Here is a 23,214-nt window from a genome sequence, read left to right as displayed (position 1 = left end):
GCCGCTCAGGAAGCTGCGGGCGACGTTCCGTCGACCGCAGCGGGCATGCGGACATGCGTCTCGGTTCCCGTACGCCACCATGGCACGGACACCGTGCCGGTCGCCGCCCCCGAAAGACGTACCCGCAGGTCCTCGTGCAACACCAGCTCGCCCTCCTGCGGCGCGAGCGAGAACAGTTGGCGCAGCACAACTCCCAGCGGCGCCGCAGACCAGGAGGTGCGCAGGCCCGCGCCGAGCACCTCGGCGGTAACCGACTCCGACACCAGCGGCAGGTCGAGCAGGGTCGCCAGGCCGGATGCGGTCTCCTGATCGCCGAAGACGAGGCGATCGGGCGGCAGCGCGAGGCCGAACCACGGCAGGTCGAGCACCATCGCGTCCGAGGCGGCCACCGTCGCGCCGGACAGCGCGCGCACCCGTTCCGGCAGCACCAGCTCGGTGAGGTCCAGGCGGTCCGCCACGGCAGCAAGGTGGCGGTGCGCCCGCGAAACGACTTCCGGCTCAGGGCTGTTCGCCGGATCGGCCAGCGCGGCCAGCAGGGCGTCGGCCAGGTCCGGGGTGATCCGCTCCGGATTCGCGAGGACGGTGCGCAGCACCTCCAGATCGGCGTGGCTCAGGCCAGGCACCGCGAATTCCGGGAGGAGGCCGGTGAATTCGGCGTCGCGGGGATGGCGGTAGTGGCCGAGCGGGATGCCGTCCAAACGCGCGTGCCTGCGCAGCCACCAGGCGGTGTAGCCGTCCGGGTCGGCCAGCAGACGCCTGGTCCGCGGTTCGGAAAGCAGCTGGTGCAGGGCGTCCGGCCAGGCGATGTCGTCGACCAGGTCCAGATCGCGGACGGCGACGAATTCGGACGGTTCCTCGGGCAGGCCTGCCCACCAGGCCTCTTCGTCGTCCAGATGGTGATCGGGTCCGGTCGGATCGGACTCGGCGACGATGCCGAAATCCCAGCCGACACCGACGGCTCGCAGCGCCTGCGTGCCGTACTCGGCCACGACCTCCTCGGAGAGGGTCCCGAGCGGCGCGTCCTCGACCAGCAACGCGTACAGCGGCGCCTCGGGCAGCAGCAGTTCGTCGGCGGGCAGCAATTCGCCTGTGGCGTCCGGCAATTCGATCATGCCGAGCCAGGGCGGCAGCGCGTCCGGATCGGCGTGCGCGGCCAAGCGCAGCACTGCGTCGACCAGGTCGGGATCGTCCGGGTGGTCCGCCAGGTCCGCGTGCAGCGCCGGATCGGCGAGCAGGTCCTCGGCGGTGGCCGAGCGAGCGCCGAGGCGCGACAGCAGCGGGTGCGCGGCCTCCGGATGCACGAGGCGCGCCCAGTGCAACGGGATGGCGACCTCGAGCAGGTCGTCCAGGACGACGGTGCGCGGACCGGTCACCAAGCGGCCGTCGGCCAGCGGAACAGCCAGCGCCCCGAGTTCCTCGGCGGTCAGCGGGTCCACGACGAACGGTTCCAGCGCCGCGTACCACTCCCGCCACCAGGCGGGCGGGCGATCCACACCGCCGGACAGCTCCGCGAGCCTCGCCAGGCCGAGGCGATGCACGTCGAGCACCGCGAGTGCTTCGGTGTGGGCGCGGTCCGACAGTTCGGGGATGACGAGGGAGCCGACCACGTCGTCCAGGAGGCGGGCCAATTCCGGTGTGAGGTAGGGGAAGACGCTCGCGCGAGTAGGCACCGCCGTGGGTGCCGCGCCTCGATCCAGGTCGATGCCCTGGCCGAGTTCACCGCTGCGATCGACCGTTTCCAGGGTGCCGGCGTCCGCCGGACCGGATTCGGTGCGCCCCGCGCTCGTGTCGACCACGGGCAACCACGAGTGGGTTTGCAGTTCGCGGACGAGGGCCTCGCGGAGCAGGCCGTCGGCCTCGCTGCGGGCGAAACCCGGTGCGGGGACCAGGACGAGACGCTCGCCCGGGGGCAGCGCCCGTGCGAAATCGGCATAGCCCGAGGCCAGTTCGGCGACGCGGGCGCCGGGCAGCAGGCGGCGCCGGTCCGGCTGCATCGGGATATCGGCGATCAGCAGGGCGGGCAGGGACAGTTCCTCGTCGGAACGAGTGGGTGCCCGCAGGACGTCGTGCGGCGCGGCGTGGGGCTTGCCGTCGCGCAGCGGCAGCAGCCATCGCGCGCGCGGCGTACGGAACTGCCACCAGGTGCGGCGGCGATCGTCCGGACCGGTCACCCCCAGTTCCGCCAGACCGTCGCCGAGTTCGCGCACCACGGAGGTGAACTCGGCGTCATCGATCCGAAGGACTTGCAGGGCGGGCAGTTCCAGGAGCAGATCCGCGGCCTCGTCGTGCATGGCGGTGAGTAGGGCCTCGGCGTCCACGTCGGCGCGCAGGCGCACCACGACCTCGGTATCGAAGCCCGGTGCGGGGCGGGCCTCGACGGGCCAGGCCAAGCGAAGCGCAGGGGGTTGGAAGGTCGGCGCGGCAGGGTCCGCATCGGCAGGCCGATCAGGACGCACCGCGTTCGGCGTGGCTATTCCGCCCTCGCTCAGCGCCTCTCGCGTTCTGTCGCGGGAGAGGTGCAGCGATCCGGTGGTGGAGCGGAACTCGATGTCGTCGCTCACCGCGAGCACGGCGGTGAACCCGACGCCGAAACGACCGACCGTGGCTGCCTCGGCCTTTCCGGAAGCCCGCAGAGCCGTGAGGGCGTGCACGCCGGAAACGTCCAATGGCGCACCGGTGTTCGCGATGGACAACGTACGACCGTCCAGCTGGACGCGAACCCGGCCGGGGACGCCCGCCTTGGCCGCGGCGTCGGCGGCGTTCTGCGCCATCTCGGTCAGCAGCCGGTCACGGTAACCGGCGCGGACCAGATCCGCCTCGGTGGCGGCGTCCTCCCGAAGCCGGGTCGGCGAATCACGCCACGAGGCGAGAACGGCGGCGCGCAGCCCTTCGGTGCCGAACGGGTCGGCCGAGCCGACCAGTTCCGCGGCTATGACCCGGACTCCGGCCGCGATTCCGCCTCGTCATCCGCACCCGCCTGCGCGGCGGGCGTCGAACCCGGCTCGGCGGCAACGTCGCTCGCGGGCGCTTCGGTGCCCGCGGCTGTGGCGGCGTCCTCCGAAAGCGACGGCTGCACATCGTCGGCTTCCGCGTTGACCGCGGTCGACTCGGCGGCAGGTGTTGCATCAGCCAGGGATTCGGCCGGGCTCGTCTCCAGCGGCGGCACTTCACCCGTCACCGGCTCGTCAGCGTCCGACTCCGAGGGGGCCGAGGCATCATCCGAAACCGTTGGTGGCACATCCTCCGCTTCCACGCTCACCGCGCTCGACTCGGCGACAGGTGTTGCATCGGTCGGGGATTCGGCCGGGGTCGCCTCCAGCGACGGCACCTCAGCTGTCACCGGCTCGGCGGCATTCGACTCCGAGGGTGCCGAGGCGTCATCCGAGGTCGACGGCTGCACGTCGCCTGCGTCCACGCTCACCGCGCCCGACTCGGGGGCGGGCGTTGCGTCGGCCGCCGGGCTGCTGTCGACCGTCGACGCTTCGCCAGTCACCGATTCAGCCACACCCGGCTCGGCAGTGCTCGACTCCGAGGCCGTCGGCCCCTCGCCTGCTTCCGCGCCCGGCTCGACGGCGAGGGCTGCGTCGGTCACCGACTCGGCCGCTGGGCTGCTCTCCACCATCGACGCTTCACCGGTCACCGCTTCGGCCGTCTTCGCCTCGGCGGCAGGCGCTGTGTCAGCCACGGATTCGGCTGCTGGGCTCGTCTCCAACGATGCCGCTTCACCGATCACCGATTCAGCCGCAACCGACTCGGCCGCAGGCGCTACGTCAGCAACCGATTCGGCCGCCGGGCCGGCATCCAACGACGGCACTTCACCGGTCACCGGTTCAGCTGCGTTCGTCTCCGCGTTCGCCGATTCGTCGAACACCGGCGCATCGGCAGCGGCCCGCTCCTCGGCTGCCGCTTCGCGCACGCCGCTCTGCTCGGGGGTCACGGTCTCATCGGCGACCGAACCGCCGAGCTCCGAATCCTTTTCGGCATCCACCGCGGCGGCCACAGCCGATTCGGCGGTGGTGGCGTCGGCAATCGCTTCCGGATGCGCAACGGGTTCGGCGACGGCCGCGGTTTCGGCGACCGGCTTTGCCTGCTCGACCCCGAGATCCTCGGCAGCGGCTACGCCCTCGGCCGAATCGCCTCCGACCTCGGTACCGGCCGACGTGTCGATGGTCGCGGTCTGCTCGCCGATCGAATCGACAGCGGCGGCAACGCTCTCCCCGTCGACGACCTGTGCCTCGGTCTCGGCGGCCGCGGAAACACCTTCGTCCGCGGCAGTTTCGGCACTCACGGCTTCGGGAGCGGACTGCGCCCCGTCACCGGCGACCACGTCGGACCGGCTCGCGGGCTTGCCCAGCTCCTCGGACGGAATCACGTCGAAGGCCGCGTCGTCGTAGGCCTCGTAGAGCGGGGAGCCGCTGCCGGTCGGCGCGACCACGTCGGAGTGGGCTCCGCAGCCGTATTCGGCGTGCACCACGCGGCCGTCGGCGCCCATCGCGTTGCCGCAGACGCCGAAGGCGGCGCGCAGCGCGCCCGCCAGCGGCAGGTAGAAGCCGCACGTGCCGCAGGTGGCGGGGGCGGCCTTGGCCATGTCGGTGTCGGGGCCGTATTCGGAGTACCAGCGTTCGGCCGCCTCGACGCGGCCCTCTTCGCTGAGCACCTTGGTGCGGCCGAGGCCGATCTCCAGCGCGACCTCGTCGATCTCGGGATCGCTGCTGGCCACGTAGCCGGGCGCAAGGCGCGGGTCGTCCTGCGCCGGGGCGAGCAGGTCGCCCGGCGACAGGTCGCCCGGGCGGATGCGCTGCTCCCACGGCACGAAGTCGGGCGCGACGAGCGCGTCGGGGCCGGGCAGCAACGCGGACTCGCTGACCGTCGCACGGTCCGCGTCCGGCGGCGCCGCCACGACCACGGCCCACTGCCAGCCGCGATAGCCGGGCAGCGTGGCCTCGAACCGATGGGTCGCCGCGCTCTCGTCCTCGGCGCTGACACCTAGGTGCGCGCCGACGGCGGAGGGCTCCAACTCCAGGAGCGCACGGCGGGCCAGGTCCACGGCTTCGGCGAGTACCGGCCGGACGTCGGGCTCCGAAACAGAAACTGCGCTCACGGCCTACATTTTGCCGTATGGAGCTGAATCCGCGTGCGTTGGCCATCGGTGTGCTGGTCGGTTCGCTCCTGACGGGCGGTTGCGGCGACGCCGAGCCGGAGCCGCCGGGGCTGCGGATCGAGGTCGTCGGCGTCCGTCCACACGATCCAGGGGCCTTCACACAGGGGCTCGAGGTGGACGGCGACACCCTGTACGAAGGCACCGGGCTGCGCGGCCGCTCCACCGTGCGCGCCACCGATCTGCGGACGGGCGCCGAGCTGACCCGCGTCGAGTTGCCGGAGCCGTATTTCGGTGAAGGCATCGCCAGAGCGGGCGACACCCTGTGGCAGCTGACCTGGCAGGACGGCGTTGCCTTCGCCCGCGATCCGGTCACCCTCCACACCCGGACAGAGGCCGCCTATCAGGGTGAGGGCTGGGGACTGTGCGCCCGCGACGGCCAGCTGGTCATGAGCGACGGGACGAACACGCTGACCTTCCGCGATCCGGTCACCTTCACGCCGACCGGTTCGGTCACCCTCCGTGGCCAGAGGGGTGCGCACCTGAACGAACTCGACTGCGCCGCGGACGGTTCGGTCTACGCCAACGACTACCCGACGAACCGGATCCTGCGCATCGACCCCGATTCCGGCGTCGTGCTCGGCGTCGCCGACGCCTCCGCGCTGCTCACCCGCGAGCAGCGCGCCGACGCCGAGGTGCTCAACGGGATCGCCCAGCTGCCCGGCACCGATCGCTTCCTGATCACCGGGAAATACTGGCCGGCCATGTTCGAGGTCCGTTTCGTGCCCGCCTGAGCCGTCACGGGACGCGAGGAACGTCACTTCTGGCCCGCACCGTGGAGCGCCGGTGAGTTCCTGTCGGCGCAGTACGACAGAATTGAGGGGTGACTACTCCGCGCGATCCCTTCGGTCCCGAGCGTGGTCCATGGGATGGCGAGGAAGCGCCGATCGAACGGCATCCCGGCTACGACCGGTATCCCCCGCCCAGCGCGCCGTCCGGGCGCAGACCGCTGCCGCCGCTGGATCCCCGCCGCCACGCGCCGCAGCGCGACCCACTCGGTCCGTTGCGCAAGACGCCGCCCGAACTCGATCCGCCCGGACGGACGGACAGGCCGCCCGCCCGCTCCGGTCCGCCCGACGAGCCGACCCGCAAGACCCCGCGCCGCGTCTTCCCGCACACGCCCGCGCAACGGCCCGCCGACACCAAGCGCTTCGAGGCGCAGGACCGGCCCCCCGAACCCGAACGGCAGGAACCCGCCGCACCGCCGAGCGAGCAGCGCGCTCCGCGCAAACTGACCGTCACCAGGGTCGCCGCACTGCGCGGCAAGGAACTCACCGAGAAGGGCATCGCCACCTTCCAGCGCGCCGCCAAGGCGGACGGCGCGGACAAGTCCGGCCTCACCGCGCTGACCTACGCCACCATGGCGAACTTCGCGCTGGACGCCGCGATCGCGGTGGCACTGGCCAACACGCTGTTCTTCGCCAGCGCAACCGCGGAGAGCAAGTCCAATGTCGCGCTGTATCTCTTGATCACCATCGCGCCGTTCGCGGTGATCGCGCCGCTGATCGGCCCGCTGCTCGACCGTCTGCAGCGCGGCCGCAGGCTGGCGCTGGCGACCTCGTTCGGGGCGCGCGCCGTGCTCGCGGTGGTGCTGATCATGCAGTTCGACACCTGGGCGCTCTATCCGCTCGCGCTGTGCATGATGATCGGCAGCAAGTCGTTCTCGGTGCTCAAGAGCGCGGTGACACCGCGCGTGCTGCCACCGGATATCGACCTGGTGCGCACCAATTCCCGGCTCACCGTCTTCGGTCTGGTCGGCGGCACCATCGGCGCCGGAACCGTCGCCGCGCTGATCGCGACCATCGCGGGCTCCACGGGGGCGCTCGTGCTCGCCGTCCTGATCGCGGGCGCGGGCACCTATCTGAGCCTGCGCATCCCGAGCTGGGTCGAGGTGACCGAGGGCGAGGTGCCCGCGACACTGAGCTATCACGGCGACGACGCGCACACCGAGGTGCTGCGCCAGGGCGCGCAGTCCGCGGTGCCCGCACGCAAACGCAGGCAGCCGCTCGGCCGCGCCGTGGTGACCGGACTGTGGGGCAACGGCGCCATCCGCGTGCTGACCGGTTTCCTCACCTTCTACGTGGCGTTCGTGGCCAAGGCGACCGAGCATCGGCCGGTGCAGCAGGCGGCGATGCTCGGCGCGGTCGGCGCGGCCGCCGCGATCGGCAACTTCACGGGCAACGCCACCGGCGCCCGCCTCGCCCTCGGCAGGCCATCGCTCATCGTGCTCGGCTGCACCGCCGCGTGCACCGGGGTCGCGATCTTCGCGGTGTTCGCCGACAACCTGCTCGGCGCGGCGGTGGCCACCCTGGTCGCGGCGGGCGCGAGCGCGCTGGCGAAGGTGTCGCTGGACGCGTCGATCCAGGACGACCTGCCGCCGGAGTCGATCGCCTCCGGATTCGGCCGCTCGGAGACCGTGCTCCAGCTGAGCTGGGTGGTCGGCGGCGCGGCGGGCGTGCTGCTGCCGACCGACTACTGGAAGGGTTTCGCGGTCGTCTCCGGAATACTCGTGCTCGGACTGATCCAGACCTTCGTCAGCTATCGCGGCCACTCGCTGTTGCCCGGCTTCGGCGGGAACCGGCCGCAGCACGCGGAACAGGAAGTGCCCGCGGCGCGTAAACCGCACGGCGACAGCATCCAACGAGAAACGGGAGATCCGATCTGGTGAACAAGCTCACTGGCCGCACCATCGCCGCGCTGTCCGCGGTCGCGCTGTTGCTGGTCGCCGCCACGGTCGCCGTCGTGGTGACCGTGACGGTGCGCAACGCGCCCGACCACGACCCCGAGATCACCGCCTACGCGCACGGCAGGTCGGTCACCGTGCCGCCGTACCAGTACTGCGACATCAGGATCGTCGGCGAGGACCAGCTCGACCTGTCCAACTGCCGCGGTGGCGAATCCATCGATCTCGAGGTTCCCGCGGGTTATCCGCTGCAACTGTCGCTGCCCCGTTCGATCGCCGACGCGCCGTGGCTGGCGCAGCTGGTCTACGCGCTGCCGAACGGCGACGTCGTGGACCGCGTGGTGAGCCACAACGACTACCCCGAGGGCGCGCTCGCGCTGACCATCGATTCGCGGCCGCTGCCCGAACTCAGGCTCATCGGCGTGGAATTGCAGCTGCCGGTGCCCGCGATCGACGAGAACGGCAGGGAGACAACCGTTCCGCACGCCGCTTGGTCGATCCGCACGGCCTGATCGCTCGATCCGCCGGGCGCACACGGCATCCCGGCGGATCGGTCACGACAGGGACCGGATCATCGGCGCTCGACCGAGCGAGCGCTCGCGGCTCGTCAGTGGTCGAGCTCGCGCGCGACGGCGCGGACGACCTCGGAAATGGTGCGCGCGGACTTGCGATCCGGGTACCGGCCCTTGCGGAGGTCCGGCTGCACCTTGGTCTCCAGCAGGGTGATCATGTCCTCGACCATCCCGTGCAGCTCGTCGGGCGTGCGGCGCGGGCCGGTGGGCTCCTTGCGGGCACTGCGGTCGCGCTCCTGGCCCTGCCGCACCGACGGCGGCGCCTCGAGCAGCTTGAGGCTGAGCGCCTGCGGACCGCGACGGCCCGCGGCCATGCCGAATTCGACACGCTGCCCGGGCTTCAGGCCTTCGACACCGTCGGGCAGCGCGGACGAGCGGACGTAGACGTCCTCACCCTCGTCCTGGGAAAGGAAGCCGAAGCCCTTTTCGACGTCGTACCACTTCACCCTGCCGGTCGGCACTGCGCTCACCCGTTCATCATTCGACACCCGGACCCGGTCGGTCCGAGCACACCTGTCTGCTCGAAACTGCGCGACGAATTCCCGCCGGGAGCAGTTCCTGTCAGTTTGCGTAAAGAACGCGCCCCACAAGCCTGTAGGACGCGATTGTCATCGAGTCTACCCCGGTGGCGATAACCGAAGCACATCAGTTTTACCGTCGAGAGGTGACGAACCCTTCCGTACCGCCGCCGCCGAGCAGCTCGCCGCGCCGGTCAGGAGATTGGTTGTTGAAGCTCGCGCTCGGCCTGTTCGCGGTCGGATTGCTGGCCATCATCGCGATCTTCCTGACGCCGATCCTCACCGACGGGCAGCCGGGACTGTGGCTGTATCTGCTCGCGATGCTGACGCCCGTCGGTTTCCTCTGCGCGCTCGTGTTCGCGCTCTGGTCCGGCCGCCGGTCCAGATGACCGGCAACTGGGTACCCGAGCCTTTCGTTACCCACCCTGCGGTGTGATCCTCGTCACATCAAGCACGGGTCACGGACCGGCAACGGACCGGAGCCATCCGTGCGCCGCGGCTTCTAGCTGCGCGGAAGCGATTTCGCAGCGGCCGAGACCACATCGAGACCGACGGGTACACGCCGGTTATCAAATAGTGATTTTTCGCGGCGATCGACGTACGGTCTATCCCAGCCGGGACACCCGGCACCACCGGCCCGCCGCACCGAACCTCGCCCCGCGGGTACCGGACCCCGACGGAAACAGGGGCGGGGGCGGGACGGACGACCTCTCAGTCCGAACCCGAGCGAAACCTCGCAGGTGCGGACGAGAGGAAGAACCCGATATGAGTGGACGCCATCGCAAGCCGACCTCCACCGGGCGCACCGTAGCCAAGGTCGCCGTCACCGGCGCGATCTTCGGCACCGCAGGTGTTGCCCTCGCGGGAAACGCCAGCGCGGCTCCCGACTCCGACTGGGATCGCCTCGCGCAGTGTGAAGCGGGCGGCAACTGGGGCATCAACACCGGCAACGGTTTCCAGGGCGGCCTGCAGTTCTCCCCGAGCACCTGGAACTCCCACGGCGGCCAGGAGTACGCGGCCACCGCCAACCAGGCCAGCCGCGAAGAGCAGATCGTCGTCGCCGAAAAGGTCCTGGCCTCGCAGGGCTGGGGCGCTTGGCCCTCGTGCTCGTCCAAGCTGGGGCTCAAGAGCTCACCGAGCCAGCGCAGCGCTCCGGCCACCGTCGACACCCCGCGGTGGGCCCCCGAGGCATCCGCCCCGCAGCAGGCGCAGGCCGCCGACGCCAACCAGGAGATCTTCCAGGCCGTCGACCGCGCGATCGCCGCGGTGCAGCAGCAGGGCGTGCAGATCCCGCAGCCCGCACTCGATTTCTTCAACGCCGCCAAGGCGAACGGGGTCACGCTGGACCCCACGGTCGTGAACTTCTACGAGGCGAACAAGGGCCTGCTGCCCTCCTGAGTTTCGCCGTTCACGAACAAGGCCCCCGCATCAACGAGGATGCGGGGGCCTTGTTCGTACCTACGGCCGTGATCGGCGAGATCAGCGGTTGATCACCGTCTGAGGGTGCACGTAGGCCAGTTGCTCGGCCGGGACCGGGAACTCGGTGTCCTCGCCGTAGGGCGACAGGCCACCGGAACGGGTCGACGAGAGCTCAGTGACCGCGTGATCACCATCGGCCACCTGGGGCCAACCGTTGTCGACATAGGGTTTCTTCGATTTGTTCACCACGCCCTCATGCTAGCGGGAGGTGCAAACCCCCGCGTTCGAGCCTCCTTCCCCTCTGACCTGCTCGAGCCGGGTCGCGCCACCGGAGAACCTCCCGCTCCGCCGGCAGCGCTGATATGCCTTACGCGACGACAGATTTCGCACGGCCCGGGTAACTCACCGGGGACGAGCCAACTCAGCCATCTCCTTGCCGCCGGCCGCCAACGCAACCCAGCCCCGCACCTGAGCCTGGCCTTGAACGCGGAGAGGCGGGACAGATTAGGCTGGATTGGATGACCGTGACCAGTGCCCTTGCCGCGTGGCTCGGCGCGCGCAGCGATGACCAACTGGTGCACCTGCTGCAATTGCGGCCCGATCTCGCCGTGCCGCTGCCATCCTCGATGGCGGTGCTCGCGGCCAGGGCCGAACAGCGCGCCTCGGTGCTGCGCGCCACCGACGATTTGAACACCCTCGACTTCGCCCTCGTGGAAACGCTTGCGGTGCACGGTGCGACGCGAGCGCCGGGCGACAGCACGCCGCTGACCCGCAAGGCGTTGCACGCGCAACTGAAAGGACGCGCGACCAAGGCCGCGATCGAGGAGTCGCTCGATCGGCTGACCGCCCGCGCACTGGTCTGGCTCGACCGTGACGATCTGCACCTGGTCGCCACCGCGGCCGAGGCGCTGCCCTGGCCGATGGGCAGCAGCACCGAGCTGCCCGACGCGCTCACCGAAGCCGAGACCACCGCGGCGCTGGCCGAGATCTCCCCCGCCGAACACGCCCTGCTCGAGAAGCTGGCAGGCACCGGTCCGCGCGGCCGCACCAGGGACGCCGCACCCGGCACCCCCGCCGACCGCCCGGTCCAGCAGCTGCTCGCCCGCCGGCTGTTGCACCGCATCGATGACGAGACCGTCGAGCTGCCGATCACCGTCGGCCAAGTGCTGCGCCGCGAGCCGGTGAGCCATCCGCATGCCCTCATGCCCCCGAAGCCGGAGCTGACCAAGCAGGCCCCCGCCGAGGTCAACGCCGTCGCCGCGGGTGAGGTGGGCGAGCTGTTGCGCCATTGCACCGACATCCTGGAAGCGCTCGGACAAGCGCCTGCGCCCGCCCTGCGCGCAGGCGGGCTCGGCGTGCGCGAGCTGCGCCGCATCGCCAAGCAGACCGGCATCGACGAGATGCGGGCGGGCCTGCTCGTCGAGCTGCTGGCGGCCGCGAAGCTCATCGAGAAGGGGCAACCGGATCCACCGCCGGATTTCGACTCCGTGGACGACTTCTGGGCGCCGACTCCCGCCGCCGACGGATGGCTGGAGGGTCCGGCGGCCCGCCGCTGGACGGTGCTCGCCATGGTGTGGCTCGACCTGGACCGGATGCCGTGGATGATCGGCATGCGCGACGCCAACGACAAGCCGCTGGCCGCGCTCTCCCTGGAACTGCGCACCCCGACCGCGCCGCGCGACCGGCGCGCCGTCCTCGAACTGCTGGCCGAGTATCCGTCCGGCGCCGCCGTAGCCCCCGCCGACGTCGGCCGCATCCTGGCCTGGCGGCAGCCGCGCAGGCGCAGGCACTTCCGGCGCGAGGCGGTCGAGAACACCGTGCGCGAGGCGGCCGAGGTCGGTCTCGTCGGACGCGGTGCGCTCGGGTCGCCTGCCAGGGCGCTGCTGCACGGCGGGGTGACCAGTGCGGCCGATGCCGAGGCCGCCATGGAGGCGGCGCTGCCCGCCCCGGTCGACCATGTGCTGGTGCAGGCCGACCTGACCGTGATCGCGCCCGGTCCGCTGACGGCCGAGCTACAGCAGCGGGTCGCGCTCGTCGCCGACGTCGAATCGGCGGGTGCGGCAACGGTTTACCGAATCGGCGAGAACTCGGTGCGACGCGCGCTCGACGCCGGGCTCACGGCCGCCGAGCTGCACACGCTCTTCACCACGCACTCGCGCACGCCGATCCCGCAGGCGCTGACCTATCTCATCGATGACGTGGCCCGCAGGCACGGCAGGCTGCGGGCGGGCATGGCGCAGGCGTTCGTGCGCAGCGACGACCCCACGCTGCTCGCCCAGGTGCTCGCCGCGCCGGTCGCTTCCGCGCTGGCGCTGCGCGCGGTGGCCCCCACGGTCGCGATCTCCCAGGCGCCGCTGGGCGAGGTGCTCGAACAGCTGCGCGCGGCCGGTTTCGCGCCCGCGGGCGAGGATTCGGCGGGCGCGATCGTCGATCTGCGCACGCGCGGCGCCCGCATCTCGGTGCGCCCGAACGCGCGCCAGGCCTACCGGCCGACGCCGCCGAGCACCGAACAGCTCGAACTGCTCGTCGCCGAGCTCAGGGCGGGCGAGCGCGCGGCAAGCGCCCGCGCGGGCCAATCGGTGCGCACGGACGGCACCAGAACCAGCACGGCCGCCACTCTCGCGCTGCTGCAACTGGCGGCGCGAGTGCGGCGGCCGGTGAATATCGGCTATGTCGACGCCTCTGGCGTCGCGTCTCAGCGCGTCGTCGAGCCGTTGAAGGTCGGCAACGGGCAGCTCGACGCGTTGGACCCGGTGACAGGCGCGGTCCGGCACTTCACGTTGCACCGGATCGCGTCGGTCGCGCTGCTGGAATGATCAGCTGTTGGGCTTGCCCACGCAGAACAGGGTCTTGGGGTCCGAGACGGTGATGAACTCCTCGGCGCTTTCGCAGAGCAGTTCGTCGGTCTGACCGTCCACGCGCTGCAGGACCTTGAACGTGGCCTCGGTCGAGGAGCAGTCGACCCACTTGTACGGCGAGGTGCCGACGTCGTTGTAGCAGCTGCCCTGGGCGAAGTTGGGCGCTAGGCACAGGAACGCGGTGCCGCCGCTGGCCAGCTGCTCGGTGTAGCTGGTGTACTCCTTCGACGCGCATTCGGTCTGCTGGTCGAAGCTCTGGTGCACCTTGTACACAGCCTTGGGCGAGGAGCAATCGATCGGCTCGCCCTCGGTGGCGGTCGGCGAGTTGTCGGTGATGTTGATGCAGTCACCGACCTTCGTCTTGGCCACGTCGGACTTGGTTGCGTTGTCGATCGCCGAACAGCCGGTCACCGCGACCGCGAGCGCGGCCACCGCCAGGAGGGCGAGCACAACACGTGCCAGCAGCCTCGTTCCTGGGAACTTCACGGGAAAACCTCTCTCACCGAATTCGTTCACGGGCGTGAACGCGGTGAGGATACCTTCACGATCGCGGTGACCGCATCAGCCTCGTCGAACGGCGGGCGGTGGCTCAGAAGCCGGCGCCGTACATTCCCAAGATCGCGAAGCCGAGCACTCGCGGGAGCAGTTGACCGAGCAGTTGCAGACCAAAGTAGTTCACTAGCAATGCCTTCCGCAGATCGTCCACTTGGTGGACGTTCGTCCAATACGTCGACTGTGTCGTCCTCGAGCGGCGCGTCGTTACTCTTGGCAGGTATGACGCTCGAGGACGTCGCGGGCGAGCTGTACGCGGTGCAGCCCGCCGAGTTCGTCGCGGCGCGCGCCGCGCGGGTCGCCGAGGCCAAAGAGGCAGGCGACAAGGAGCTCGCGTCCGCCATCGGCAAGCTGCGCAAGCCGACGGTGACCGCGTGGGCCGTGAATCTGCTCGCGCGCTCGGTCCCGGACGAGGTGGACGGCCTGCTGCGGCTCGGCGACGCCCTGCGCACAGCGCAGCGCAAGCTGTCCGGCGAGCAATTGCGCACCCTCACCACGCAGCGGCAGCAGGTGGTCAACGCACTGGCCCGGCGGGCGGGGGCGCTGGCCGCCGAGGTGAGCAAGCCGCTGAGCGAAAGCGCGCTGCGCGAGGTGGGCCAGACGCTGACCGCGGCCCTCGCCGACCCAGAGGTCGCCGAGCAGGTGCGCACCGGAACGCTGGCCACCGCCGCGAGCTACGAGGGATTCGGCCCCGCGGGTCCCGCGCTGGTCGCGGTCGACGGCAAAGGCTCGGCGCCGTCGAAGAAGAAGGCGCGCGAAACGCCGAAGAAGCAGCCCGACGCGGAGGCCGAGCGGGAACTCGAGGACGCGCGCGCCACCCTCGAATCCGCCCGGGCCGCACTGGATTCGGCGCAGCAGCAGGCCGATGAGACGACGGCGCGGCGCACCGGGATCGAGGACAGGATCAGCGAACTACGCGCCGAACTCGAGCACGCCGAGCACGAGAAGCAGTTCGCCCGCACCGCCGAACGCGGCGCGCAGGAGCAGCTGCGCGCGGCGCAGCGTCAGCTCGACCGGGCCCAGCGGTGGGTGCGGCGGGCGCAGGATCGGGTGCGGGACTGACCCGAGGTCAGAGCCGCAGGTCGCCGGGGTACAGATATTCGTCGGCGGGCGGGGAGGTCTGGTTCAGCCACGCGTCGAAGAATCCCGTCAGATCCGTCCGGGTCTTCGACTGCACGAAGGTGCGGAACTCGGGCATCGAGGCGTTCCCGTAGGCGTGCCTGCCGAGGAATTCCCTGATCGCGCCGAAGAACACGTCGTCGCCGAGCTGCTTGCGCAGCGCGTGCAGGAACAGCGGGCCGCGATAGTAGACCGAGGTGAATTCGAAACCGGCGCCGGGATTTTCCAGCGGGATGTCCCAGAAGCGCTGCTTGTCATACCATTTCGCGATGGTCTCGCGATACTGCGCGTCGATGTCCTCGCCTTCCATCCGCTCCGGCCACAGGTACTCGGCGGTGTAACTGGCGAAGCATTCGTTCAGGCAGATGTCGGACCACTGCCGCACCGACACCGCGTCGCCCCACCACTGGTGCGCGATCTCGTGCACCACGGTGTGCAGATCGCTGCGCGGCGAGTAGATCGGACGGGTCTGGGTCTCCAGGGAGAATTGGATGTCGGCGTCGACGTAGATGCCACCTCCCGCGTCGAACGGGTACGGCCCGTAGAGCTGCTCGGCGAAATCGAGAATCTCGGGCAAGCGCTCCTCGTTCTCCCTGCTGTGCTCCGCATCGGGAGCGAAGGCACTCAGCAGCGGGGTGCCGTTGGCGCGCCACTGCTCGAGGAAGCTGAAGTGATCGATGGCGACGGTGGTCAGGTAACCGAGGACCGGCCTGCGCGATTCCCAACTGACGGTGCGCTTGTCGGCGAGCACCGTGTTCTGCGTGCGCAGCCCGTTGGACATGACCTCCCACTCGGCGGGCACCGTGGCGTGCAGCGCGAAGGTGGCCTTGTCCAAAGGGGTGTCGTTGAGCGGGTACCAGGTGGTCGCGGAGTGCGGCTCACCGGCGACGAACGCGCCGCCGCTCGGCGCGAAGGTCCAGCCTTCGCCCACGGTGCTCGTCATCTCGCCCGCGTAGTCGACGGTCACCGTGAAGGGCAGTCCGGGCAGGATCGGCAGCAGCGGGGTGACGGTGAGTTCGTGCTCGCCGTTGCGGTCGAAGGAGGCGGGCTGATGGTTGACCGAGACCATCCGCACCTCCGGCCCGGCGAAGTCGAGGTTGAACGCGCGCAAAGCCTGCGTCGCGACGGCGTCGATGCGGGCGGTGCCGGTGAGCTGATAGGTCGGCGGGTCGTAATCGATGGTGACGTCGTAGTGGCGCGCGTCGTAGCCGCCGTTGCCGTCCATGGGGTAGTAGGGATCGTCCAAGCCGGGGGCGCCGACGAACGGATCGGCGTTCGCGGGCCCGGCTGCCGTGAGCAGCAGGACGGCGACCGTGCCACACACCAAGCCGGACAACCTCATTCGACCACCGCCCCTTTCCACCACACCCCGAACTCCGGTACCGACGTACCGCGCACGTGGATGGTAGCCGGTTCAGTCCGCCGTGCCGCTGAGCGCCACCGACGCGCCGAGTCCGACGATCATCGCGCCGCCCGCGCCGCCGACGGCTTCGAGCCTACGCGGCGACTTGGCGAACCAGCTGCGGGCCGAGGCCGCCAGCAACGCCCACGCGCTGTCGGAGACCAGCGCGATGGCGAGGAACACCGACCCGAGGACGACGAACTGCCACGGCAGCGAACCGGAGGCCGGATCGACGAAATGCGGCAGCACGGCGGAGAAGAACACGATGCCCTTCGGGTTGGTCACCCCGACGATCACGCTCTGCCGGAAGACGCGTCCGTCGGCGACGGTGTCCGCGCTAGCGCCGAGCGCGTCGCGCAGCGCCTTGCGTTCCCGAATCGCCTGCACGCCCAGATAGACGAGGTACAGCGCGCCCGCGAACTTCACCACGGTGAGAGCCAACGATGACGCCGCGAGCAGCGTGCCGAGCCCGATCGCGACGAAGATCAGGCAGACCAGCACGCCGACGCAGTGGCCGACGGCCGAGATCAGCGCGGCCCGCCTGCCGAGGGCCAGCGCCCGTCCGACGGTGAACAACACGCCGGGACCGGGTATGACGACGATGAGAGTGGCTGCGGCCATGAACGCCACCAGGTTGGTCATGGGAACCATCGGGGCAGTCTAATTCGCGGCGCCGCCGACGCGGCGTGTCGCGCGAGACCCGCCGGGTCAGTTGCCGAGATCGTCCGGCAGCTGCTGCGGATCGAGCAGCAGGCGCTTGGCCGAGGTGCGGCGCACCTGCGCGGCGAGCGCGAGATTGTCGGTGAGCAGCCGCCATTCGACCTCGCTGATGGCGGCGCGCGCCCGCTCGATGACCCGGCCGTCCCTGGTCCCCCAGGCGATCGGCATGGCGCTCACCGACTGCCAGCGCTCCCCCACCTGGCGCGGTGCGCGGTCGGTGCGGATCGCGACCGAGGGCACCCGCTCGCCCGCCCGCTTCTGGTGGCCGGGCAGATCCCGCACCTTGCGGGTCACCAGTGCGTAGCGCGGATCGGTCGCTTCCGGTGTCGACACGTCGACGAGCGCGAGCAGCACGACCCCGGTCGGATAGGTCTCCGAGACCACGGCGGGCACGAGTTCACCGTCGGCGTAGAGGCGATCGATGCTGGACCGGTGCGGCGCCCACAGCGCCACCCACAGCGACGTCACCGTGCCGAGCGTGGAGGCGACCGCGAGCAGGTAGGACCACGGATGGCCCAGCCAGATCAGATAGGCCGTCACGGCGGCGGATACGACGGCCGCGGCGATCGCGACGACGCGCAACCGGCGCAGATCGGCGAACACTTCGTTCACCGCATGGGCATGCCTGCGGTCCACCGCGAATTCGAAGCGTCGCACGTTACTTTCCTAGCACACGTTGCGGAGGATTTGCCTCCGCTTATCCGATGGCAGGCCCGAGCAGGTCGTCGGCGTCCGTGATGCGGTAGGCGTAGCCCTGTTCGGCGAGAAAACGCTGGCGGTGCGCCGCGTATTCGGCGTCGAGGGTGTCGCGAGCGACCACCGAATAGAAGTGCGCCTGCCCGCCGTCCTGCTTCGGCCGCAACAACCTGCCCAGCCGCTGCGCCTCCTCCTGACGCGAACCGAAGGTACCCGAAACCTGCACCGCCACGGAGGCTTCCGGCAGATCGATGGAGAAGTTGGCGACCTTGCTCACCACGAGCACCGGAATCTCGCCGCGCCGGAACGCGTCGAAAAGTTCTTCGCGCTCTTTGGTTTTCGTGGAGCCCTGGATTACCGGCGCGTTCAGATCGGCGCCCAATTCGTCGAGCTGGTCGAGGTAGGCGCCGATCACCAGACTCGGCGCATCCTTGTGCTTGGCCAGAATCGATTCCACCACAGCGATTTTGGTGCGCGCGGTCGAACACAGCTTGTAGCGCTCCTCCGGCTCCGCGGTCGCGTAGGCCATGCGCTCGGCGTCGGTGAGCGTCACCCGCACCTCGATGCAGTCGGCCGGGGCGATCCAGCCCTGCGCCTCGATGTCCTTCCACGGCGCGTCGTAGCGCTTCGGGCCGATCAGCGAGAACACGTCGCCCTCGCGACCGTCCTCGCGCACCAGCGTGGCGGTGAGGCCGAGCCTGCGGCGCGACTGGAGGTCCGCGGTCATCCGGAAGACCGGCGCGGGCAGCAGGTGCACCTCGTCGTAGATGACCAGGCCCCAGTCGCGGCTGTCGAACAGTTCGAGGTGCTTGTACTCGCCCTTGGTGCGGCGGGTGATCACCTGGTAGGTCGCGATGGTGACCGGCCGGATCTCCTTGCGCTCGCCGGAGTATTCGCCGATCTCGTCCTCGGTCAGCGAGGTGCGGGCCAGCAGCTCGCGCCGCCACTGCCTGCCCGCGACGGTGTTGGTCACCAGGATCAGCGTGGTGGCCTTGGCCTTGGCCATCGCCGCCGCGCCGACCATCGTCTTGCCCGCACCGCACGGCAGCACGACCACGCCGGAGCCGCCCGCCCAGAACGAGTCCGCGGCCATCTGCTGGTAGTCGCGCAGATGCCAGTGGCCGCCGGTGTAATCGAGCTCGATGGCATGCGCCTCGCCGTCGACGTACCCGGCCAGGTCCTCGGCGGGCCAGCCGATCTTGAGCAGCATCTGCTTGATCCGGCCACGTTCGGACGGGTGCACCACCACGGTGTCGTCATCGATGCGCGCGCCGAGCATGGGGGCGATCTTCTTGTGCCGCAGTACCTCTTCGAGCACCGCGCGATCCAGGCTGACCAGCGTCAGGCCGTGCGCCGGATGCTTCACCAGTTGCAGCCTGCCGTACCGGGCCATCGTGTCGACGACATCGACCAGCAACGGCTGCGGGACCGCGTACCGGGAGAAGCTGACCAGAGCGTCGACCACCTGCTCGGCGTCGTGCCCGGCCGCGCGCGCGTTCCAGAGCGCCAGCGGCGTCACCCGGTAGGTGTGCACGTGCTCGGGCGCCCGTTCCAGTTCGGCGAAGGGCGCGATGGACTGGCGCGCCGCGTCGGCCAACTCGTGGTCGACCTCCAGCAGCAGCGTCTTGTCACTCTGAACGATCAGCGGACCGTCGGTCACAGTCTCTCCTCGTATCGGGCGGTGCGGACGTCGTTCGCCCGTGCGCGCCGGTTTCGGCGCTCATTCTCCCCTGGCCCACCGACAACCCGCAGGCTGCGGTGGGTGTGCGCAGCGGGGTCCGGCTCCGGAGATACCAGCGTAGGCCGCGTGCGTTTTGTTCCGTTGCGCTGGTCACGGTCGGGGTCCACCGGCCCCGAAGTGGACCGAGACGCGGCGCGGTCCGGTCGGCGACGATCGTGGACATGATCGAAACAGCGGCGATACTCGGCGTGGCGGCGGCCGCGCTCGGCATGGTGCTCACCCCGGGACCCAACATGATGTACCTGGTCTCCCGCACGGTATCGCAGGGGCGACGGGCCGGGCTGATCTCGTTGACCGGGGTGGCGGCCGGTTTCGGCGTCTATCTCACCGCCGCCGCCGCGGGCATCACCGCGGTGTTCGCGGTGGTGCCGGGACTGTACGTCGCGGTGAAGCTGGCGGGCGCGGCCTATCTGCTGTGGCTGGCGTGGCACGCGCTGCGGCCGGGCGGCGTCTCGGTGTTCACGCCCTCGGAGCTGCCCACCGACCGAGCGCGCAGGCTGTTCGCCATGGGCCTGGTCACCAACCTGCTCAACCCGAAGATCGCGATCATGTACCTCGCGCTGATCCCGCAGTTCGTCGTGCCCGAGCGCGGGCTGATCTGGCTGCAGAGCCTGTGCCTCGGCGCGGTGCAGATCGCCGTCGCGCTGACCGTGAACGGCCTCATCGTGCTCGCCGCGGGCATGATCTCCGGCTTCCTCACCGGGCGGCCACTGTGGCTGCGCGCCCAGCGGTACGTGATGGGCACCATGCTCGGGTCGATCGCGGTGCTGCTCGCCACCGACCGCGCCCGCCCGGCCCCGGCCTGACGGCGTCGCCGCCGCAACACCCTGGCGATCTCCCCCGCGTTCGCCCCAGTGACAGCTGGTCACCGGGGCGAACGCGGCGTCGGCGGAGGACCCGCCCGTCGCGTGCCCGCAATCGGCGTGCAAACCTGCTGGGCGGAGAAAGAGGAAAGGAGCGGTTTCATGATCGCCGGGTTGGACGTCATGGCCACGCAGCTCGATTCCGCCGTGAACGCCGCCCAGCGCATCGGTGAGCTGCTCGGGGTGATCTCGTTCGCGGCGTCGGGCGCGCTGCTGGCGATGCGCCGGAATCTCGACGTCTTCGGCATGGCGGTGCTGGCCTGTAGCACCGCGCTCGGCGGCGGCGTCATCCGCGACCTGCTCATCGGCCGCACCCCGCCCGCGGCCTTCACCGACCTCACCTACCTGTGCGCATCGCTGCTCACCGCGCTGGTGATCTTCTTCAAGCACCCTTCGCACCGGCTCACCCGCGGCCCGCTCGAGGTCTTCGACGCCATCGGGCTCGGATTGTTCTGCGTGACCGGCACGGCGGTCGCGTATGCCAGCGGGGTGGGCGCGCCGACGGCCGCGCTGCTCGGCATGGTCACCGCGATCGGCGGCGGCGTCATCCGCGACGTGCTCGGCGGCGAGGTGCCGCGGGTGCTGCGCCCGGACCAGGAGCTGTACGCCGTGCCAGCGCTGTTCGGCGCCGCCGCCACCGCGACGCTGCTGCACTTCGACGCCTACTGGACGTGGACCGGTCTGCTCGCGGCCTGCCTCGCCATCGGCTTCCGTATGCTCGCCCGCCGCTACGACTGGCGGGCGCCGCAGGCCCGCCGCAACACCGGCCGTCTCGATCGCACGGCGGACTGACGGACAACCGCGCCCGCGCCGACCTGGACCGCGGATGTCCAGGGGCCGAAGGAGACATGGCATCGCTCGCCGCCCGCCCGTAATCTCGAGAACGTGACGGCGACCGAGCTGCGACGGGACCTTCGATCCGAACGCGGCCGCCGGTCGACCTGGCTCGCCATCGAATTCGTGGCGCTGTACTTCGGACTGGTCGGTGGGTACGCCGCGATCGGCAGTCCGGGCAGCCCGATCCCGCTGCTGGTCGTGCTGGCCGTCGCCGCACACCTCTGGCTGCGACGCCGGGTACAGCCGGACAGCCTTCGGGAGCAACTCCGCACGCTGCGCGCCGTCTTGCCGTCGATGCTGGCCCTCTGGATCGCCGCGGCGATCGCCATCGGGCTGACGCTCGCGGTGTTCAGCCCCGAACGGCTGCTGTCGCTGCCGCGCACCGAACCGCTGCTGTGGGCGGTGGTGATGGTGTTCTATCCGCTGTTCTCGGTGTACCCGCAGGAGCTGATCTTCCGCAAGTTCCTGTTCCAGCGGTACGCACCGGCTTTCGGCGACGGGTGGGCGCTGATCGCCGCGAACGCCGCCGCGTTCGGATTCGCGCACATCATCTTCGGCAACTGGATCGCCGTGGCGCTGACCCTGGTCGGCGGCGTCCTCTTCGGCTACCGGTACCGGCGGACGGGTTCGCTGCTCGTGGTCTCGGTCGAGCACGCACTGTACGGCTGCCTCGCCTTCACCATCGGCCTCGGCGGGTTCCTGTACCACGGCGCGAGCTGATCCCGCCGCGGCCGGATCAGCTCAGCCGGTAGGTGAGTTGCGCGAACTGCCCCATCCGTTCGACGTCGACCAACCACATCCGATCGGCGAGGCAGCAGCGGCGCACCTTCGGTCAGCGTTTACCGCTCGCCGCGACGCCCGCGCGCAGCCGCCGCACGCCCTCGTCCAGCGTCTCGTCGCGCTTGCAGAAGGTGAACCGCACCAGGTGGTTCCACGCCGGCTTGTCGTCGGCGAAGACGCTCACGGGCACCGCGGCCACGCCGATCCGCCCGGGGATCTCGCGGCAGAACTCGAGACCGTCGGCGTGGCCGGTAGGCGTGAGATCGGCGCACACGAAATACCCTCCGCCACTGGCCTTCACGCCGAAGCCCGCGTCGGCCAGCGCCGCCGATAGCCGAAGGCGCTTGTCCGAGAGCGAATCTCGCAGCCGGGCGACCCAGTCGAGCTCGTTGGTCAGCGCGTGCGCGATGGCGGGCTGGAACGGGCCGCCGCCGACGAAGGACAGGAACTGCTTGGCGGCGAGCACGCCGTCGATCAGGTAGGCGGGGCCGCACGCCCAGCCGATCTTCCAGCCGGTGACGCTGAAAGTCTTTGCGGCGCTGGACACCACGACGGTCCGCTCGGCCATGCCCGGCAGCGTCGCCAGGCTGATGTGTTCGTTGCCGTCGTAGACGAGATGTTCGTAGACCTCGTCGGTGAGCACCAACAGGTCGTGCGCACAGGCGATCTCGGCGATCGCGGCGAGATCGGCCATGCCGAGCACGGTCCCGGTGGGATTGTGCGGCGAATTGACCACCAGCATCCTGGTGCGCGGGGTGATCGCGGCGCGCAGGCTGTCCAGATCGAGCACGAAACGATCCCCGTCGGCCACCAGCCGCGCCGTGCGCCGGTGCGCGCCCGCCAGCGCGACCGCCGCCGCGTAGGAGTCGTAGTAGGGCTCGATCAGCACCACCTCGTCGCCGGGCTCGACGAGTCCGAGCATGGCCGCGCTGATCGCCTCGGTCGCCCCGACGGTCACCAGCACCTCCCGCTCCGGGTCGTATTCGGTGCCGTAGCGGCGGGCGCGGTCGTCGGCGATGGCGCGGCGCAGCACCGTCATGCCGCGACCGGGCGGGTACTGGTTGACGCCGTCGGCGATGGCCTGCCTGGCCACCTCGAGCATGCCCGCGGGTCCGTCGGTGTCGGGGAAGCCCTGGCCGAGATTCACCGCCTCGTGCCGGACGGCGAGTTCGGTCATCTCGGCGAAAATCGTGGCGGCAAAGGGACGGAGGCGAGCGACGGTCGCGGGGCGTGCAGGCATACACCGGAGAGTAGCGGAGCGATCGCCATTGTTGCCATTAGATAGCGAACAGCTAT

Annotated in this window: 20 protein-coding genes; 10 read left to right on the top strand and 10 right to left on the bottom strand. The window is 70.3% G+C overall.

The window, feature by feature from the left end:
* Nucleotides 1-5: 5 nt before the first annotated feature.
* Together AC3ERS_RS04585 and AC3ERS_RS04580 are read right to left on the bottom strand one after the other, a co-directional pair.
* Nucleotides 6-2,771 carry a sacsin N-terminal ATP-binding-like domain-containing protein gene (locus AC3ERS_RS04585; protein WP_431963812.1) on the bottom strand — a complete coding sequence of 922 codons (2,766 nt, stop codon included), beginning with the start codon at nt 2,769-2,771 and terminating at the stop codon, nt 6-8.
* Nucleotides 2,772-2,929: 158 nt separating this feature from the next.
* Nucleotides 2,930-5,101 carry a DUF3027 domain-containing protein gene (locus AC3ERS_RS04580; protein WP_431963810.1) on the bottom strand — a complete coding sequence of 724 codons (2,172 nt, stop codon included), beginning with the start codon at nt 5,099-5,101 and terminating at the stop codon, nt 2,930-2,932.
* A 17-nt stretch (nt 5,102-5,118) separates the two neighbouring features.
* Here AC3ERS_RS04580 and AC3ERS_RS04575 point away from each other — a divergent pair, with 17 nt between their 5' ends.
* The 3 genes from AC3ERS_RS04575 (at nt 5,119) to AC3ERS_RS04565 (ending at nt 8,353) form a co-directional block, all read left to right on the top strand.
* A complete protein-coding gene (locus tag AC3ERS_RS04575) occupies nt 5,119-5,892 on the top strand; it encodes a glutaminyl-peptide cyclotransferase (protein ID WP_431963808.1) in 774 nt (257 codons plus the stop codon).
* Nucleotides 5,893-5,981: 89 nt separating this feature from the next.
* Nucleotides 5,982-7,826: an MFS transporter gene (locus AC3ERS_RS04570; RefSeq protein WP_431963806.1), complete on the top strand. Its 1,845-nt coding sequence runs from the start codon at nt 5,982-5,984 to the stop codon at nt 7,824-7,826.
* Nucleotides 7,823-8,353, top strand: a complete 531-nt coding sequence (locus AC3ERS_RS04565) for a DUF2771 domain-containing protein (protein ID WP_431963804.1) — start codon at nt 7,823-7,825, stop codon at nt 8,351-8,353. Before AC3ERS_RS04570 ends, AC3ERS_RS04565 begins: the two co-directional genes overlap by 4 nt.
* Nucleotides 8,354-8,448: 95 nt before the next feature.
* Here the strand turns inward: AC3ERS_RS04565 and AC3ERS_RS04560 are convergent, their stop codons facing one another.
* Complete coding sequence (locus tag AC3ERS_RS04560) at nt 8,449-8,874, bottom strand: cold-shock protein (RefSeq protein WP_431964515.1); 426 nt, start codon at nt 8,872-8,874, stop codon at nt 8,449-8,451.
* A 203-nt stretch (nt 8,875-9,077) separates the two neighbouring features.
* Between AC3ERS_RS04560 and AC3ERS_RS04555 the strand changes: the two genes are divergently transcribed.
* Entirely contained in the window at nt 9,078-9,320 is a 243-nt protein-coding gene (locus AC3ERS_RS04555; RefSeq protein ID WP_431963802.1) for a hypothetical protein, read from the top strand.
* A 376-nt stretch (nt 9,321-9,696) separates the two neighbouring features.
* A complete protein-coding gene (locus AC3ERS_RS04550) occupies nt 9,697-10,329 on the top strand; it encodes a resuscitation-promoting factor Rpf1 domain-containing protein (RefSeq protein WP_431963800.1) in 633 nt (210 codons plus the stop codon).
* Nucleotides 10,330-10,410: 81 nt separating this feature from the next.
* Here AC3ERS_RS04550 and AC3ERS_RS04545 read toward each other — a convergent pair whose 3' ends face one another.
* Nucleotides 10,411-10,599, bottom strand: a complete 189-nt coding sequence (locus AC3ERS_RS04545) for a hypothetical protein (RefSeq protein WP_068056142.1) — start codon at nt 10,597-10,599, stop codon at nt 10,411-10,413.
* A 269-nt stretch (nt 10,600-10,868) separates the two neighbouring features.
* On the opposite strand from AC3ERS_RS04545, the gene AC3ERS_RS04540 reads away from it, so the two are divergent.
* A complete protein-coding gene (locus AC3ERS_RS04540; RefSeq protein WP_431963798.1) occupies nt 10,869-13,166 on the top strand; it encodes a helicase-associated domain-containing protein in 2,298 nt (765 codons plus the stop codon).
* Here AC3ERS_RS04540 and AC3ERS_RS04535 read toward each other — a convergent pair whose 3' ends face one another.
* Nucleotides 13,167-13,694: an LppU/SCO3897 family protein gene (locus AC3ERS_RS04535; RefSeq protein ID WP_431963796.1), complete on the bottom strand. Its 528-nt coding sequence runs from the start codon at nt 13,692-13,694 to the stop codon at nt 13,167-13,169.
* A 288-nt stretch (nt 13,695-13,982) separates the two neighbouring features.
* On the opposite strand from AC3ERS_RS04535, the gene AC3ERS_RS04530 reads away from it, so the two are divergent.
* Complete coding sequence (locus AC3ERS_RS04530; protein WP_431963794.1) at nt 13,983-14,822, top strand: hypothetical protein; 840 nt, start codon at nt 13,983-13,985, stop codon at nt 14,820-14,822.
* Between the two features lie 7 nt (nt 14,823-14,829).
* On the opposite strand, the gene AC3ERS_RS04525 is transcribed toward AC3ERS_RS04530, so the two are convergent.
* From AC3ERS_RS04525 to AC3ERS_RS04510, 4 genes are all read right to left on the bottom strand, one after another.
* Entirely contained in the window at nt 14,830-16,221 is a 1,392-nt protein-coding gene (locus AC3ERS_RS04525; protein ID WP_431963791.1) for a M1 family metallopeptidase, read from the bottom strand.
* Between the two features lie 72 nt (nt 16,222-16,293).
* Nucleotides 16,294-16,932 carry a LysE family translocator gene (locus AC3ERS_RS04520; protein ID WP_431963789.1) on the bottom strand — a complete coding sequence of 213 codons (639 nt, stop codon included), beginning with the start codon at nt 16,930-16,932 and terminating at the stop codon, nt 16,294-16,296.
* Nucleotides 16,933-16,989: 57 nt separating this feature from the next.
* Nucleotides 16,990-17,658, bottom strand: coding sequence for a DUF3239 domain-containing protein (locus AC3ERS_RS04515; protein ID WP_431963787.1), 669 nt, complete (start codon nt 17,656-17,658; stop codon nt 16,990-16,992).
* 40 nt (nt 17,659-17,698) lie between these two features.
* Entirely contained in the window at nt 17,699-19,357 is a 1,659-nt protein-coding gene (locus AC3ERS_RS04510) for a DNA repair helicase XPB (protein WP_431963785.1), read from the bottom strand.
* A 242-nt stretch (nt 19,358-19,599) separates the two neighbouring features.
* Between AC3ERS_RS04510 and AC3ERS_RS04505 the strand changes: the two genes are divergently transcribed.
* The 3 genes from AC3ERS_RS04505 (at nt 19,600) to AC3ERS_RS04495 (ending at nt 21,858) form a co-directional block, all read left to right on the top strand.
* Nucleotides 19,600-20,244 (top strand): LysE family translocator, encoded by a 645-nt coding sequence (locus AC3ERS_RS04505; RefSeq protein ID WP_431963783.1) that lies wholly within the window; start codon nt 19,600-19,602, stop codon nt 20,242-20,244.
* A gap of 159 nt (nt 20,245-20,403) precedes the next feature.
* Nucleotides 20,404-21,093 carry a trimeric intracellular cation channel family protein gene (locus AC3ERS_RS04500; RefSeq protein WP_431963781.1) on the top strand — a complete coding sequence of 230 codons (690 nt, stop codon included), beginning with the start codon at nt 20,404-20,406 and terminating at the stop codon, nt 21,091-21,093.
* Nucleotides 21,094-21,186: 93 nt separating this feature from the next.
* Nucleotides 21,187-21,858 carry a CPBP family glutamic-type intramembrane protease gene (locus tag AC3ERS_RS04495; protein WP_431963779.1) on the top strand — a complete coding sequence of 224 codons (672 nt, stop codon included), beginning with the start codon at nt 21,187-21,189 and terminating at the stop codon, nt 21,856-21,858.
* Between the two features lie 112 nt (nt 21,859-21,970).
* On the opposite strand, the gene AC3ERS_RS04490 is transcribed toward AC3ERS_RS04495, so the two are convergent.
* On the bottom strand, nt 21,971-23,158 hold the full coding sequence (locus AC3ERS_RS04490; protein ID WP_431963777.1) for a pyridoxal phosphate-dependent aminotransferase: 1,188 nt from the start codon (nt 23,156-23,158) through the stop codon (nt 21,971-21,973).
* Nucleotides 23,159-23,214: the final 56 nt, after the last annotated feature.

This window comes from Nocardia sp. bgisy134 (assembly GCF_057708325.1).
Note: the sequence above shows the minus strand (reverse complement) of the source record. Positions and strands in the feature narration are given on the sequence as shown.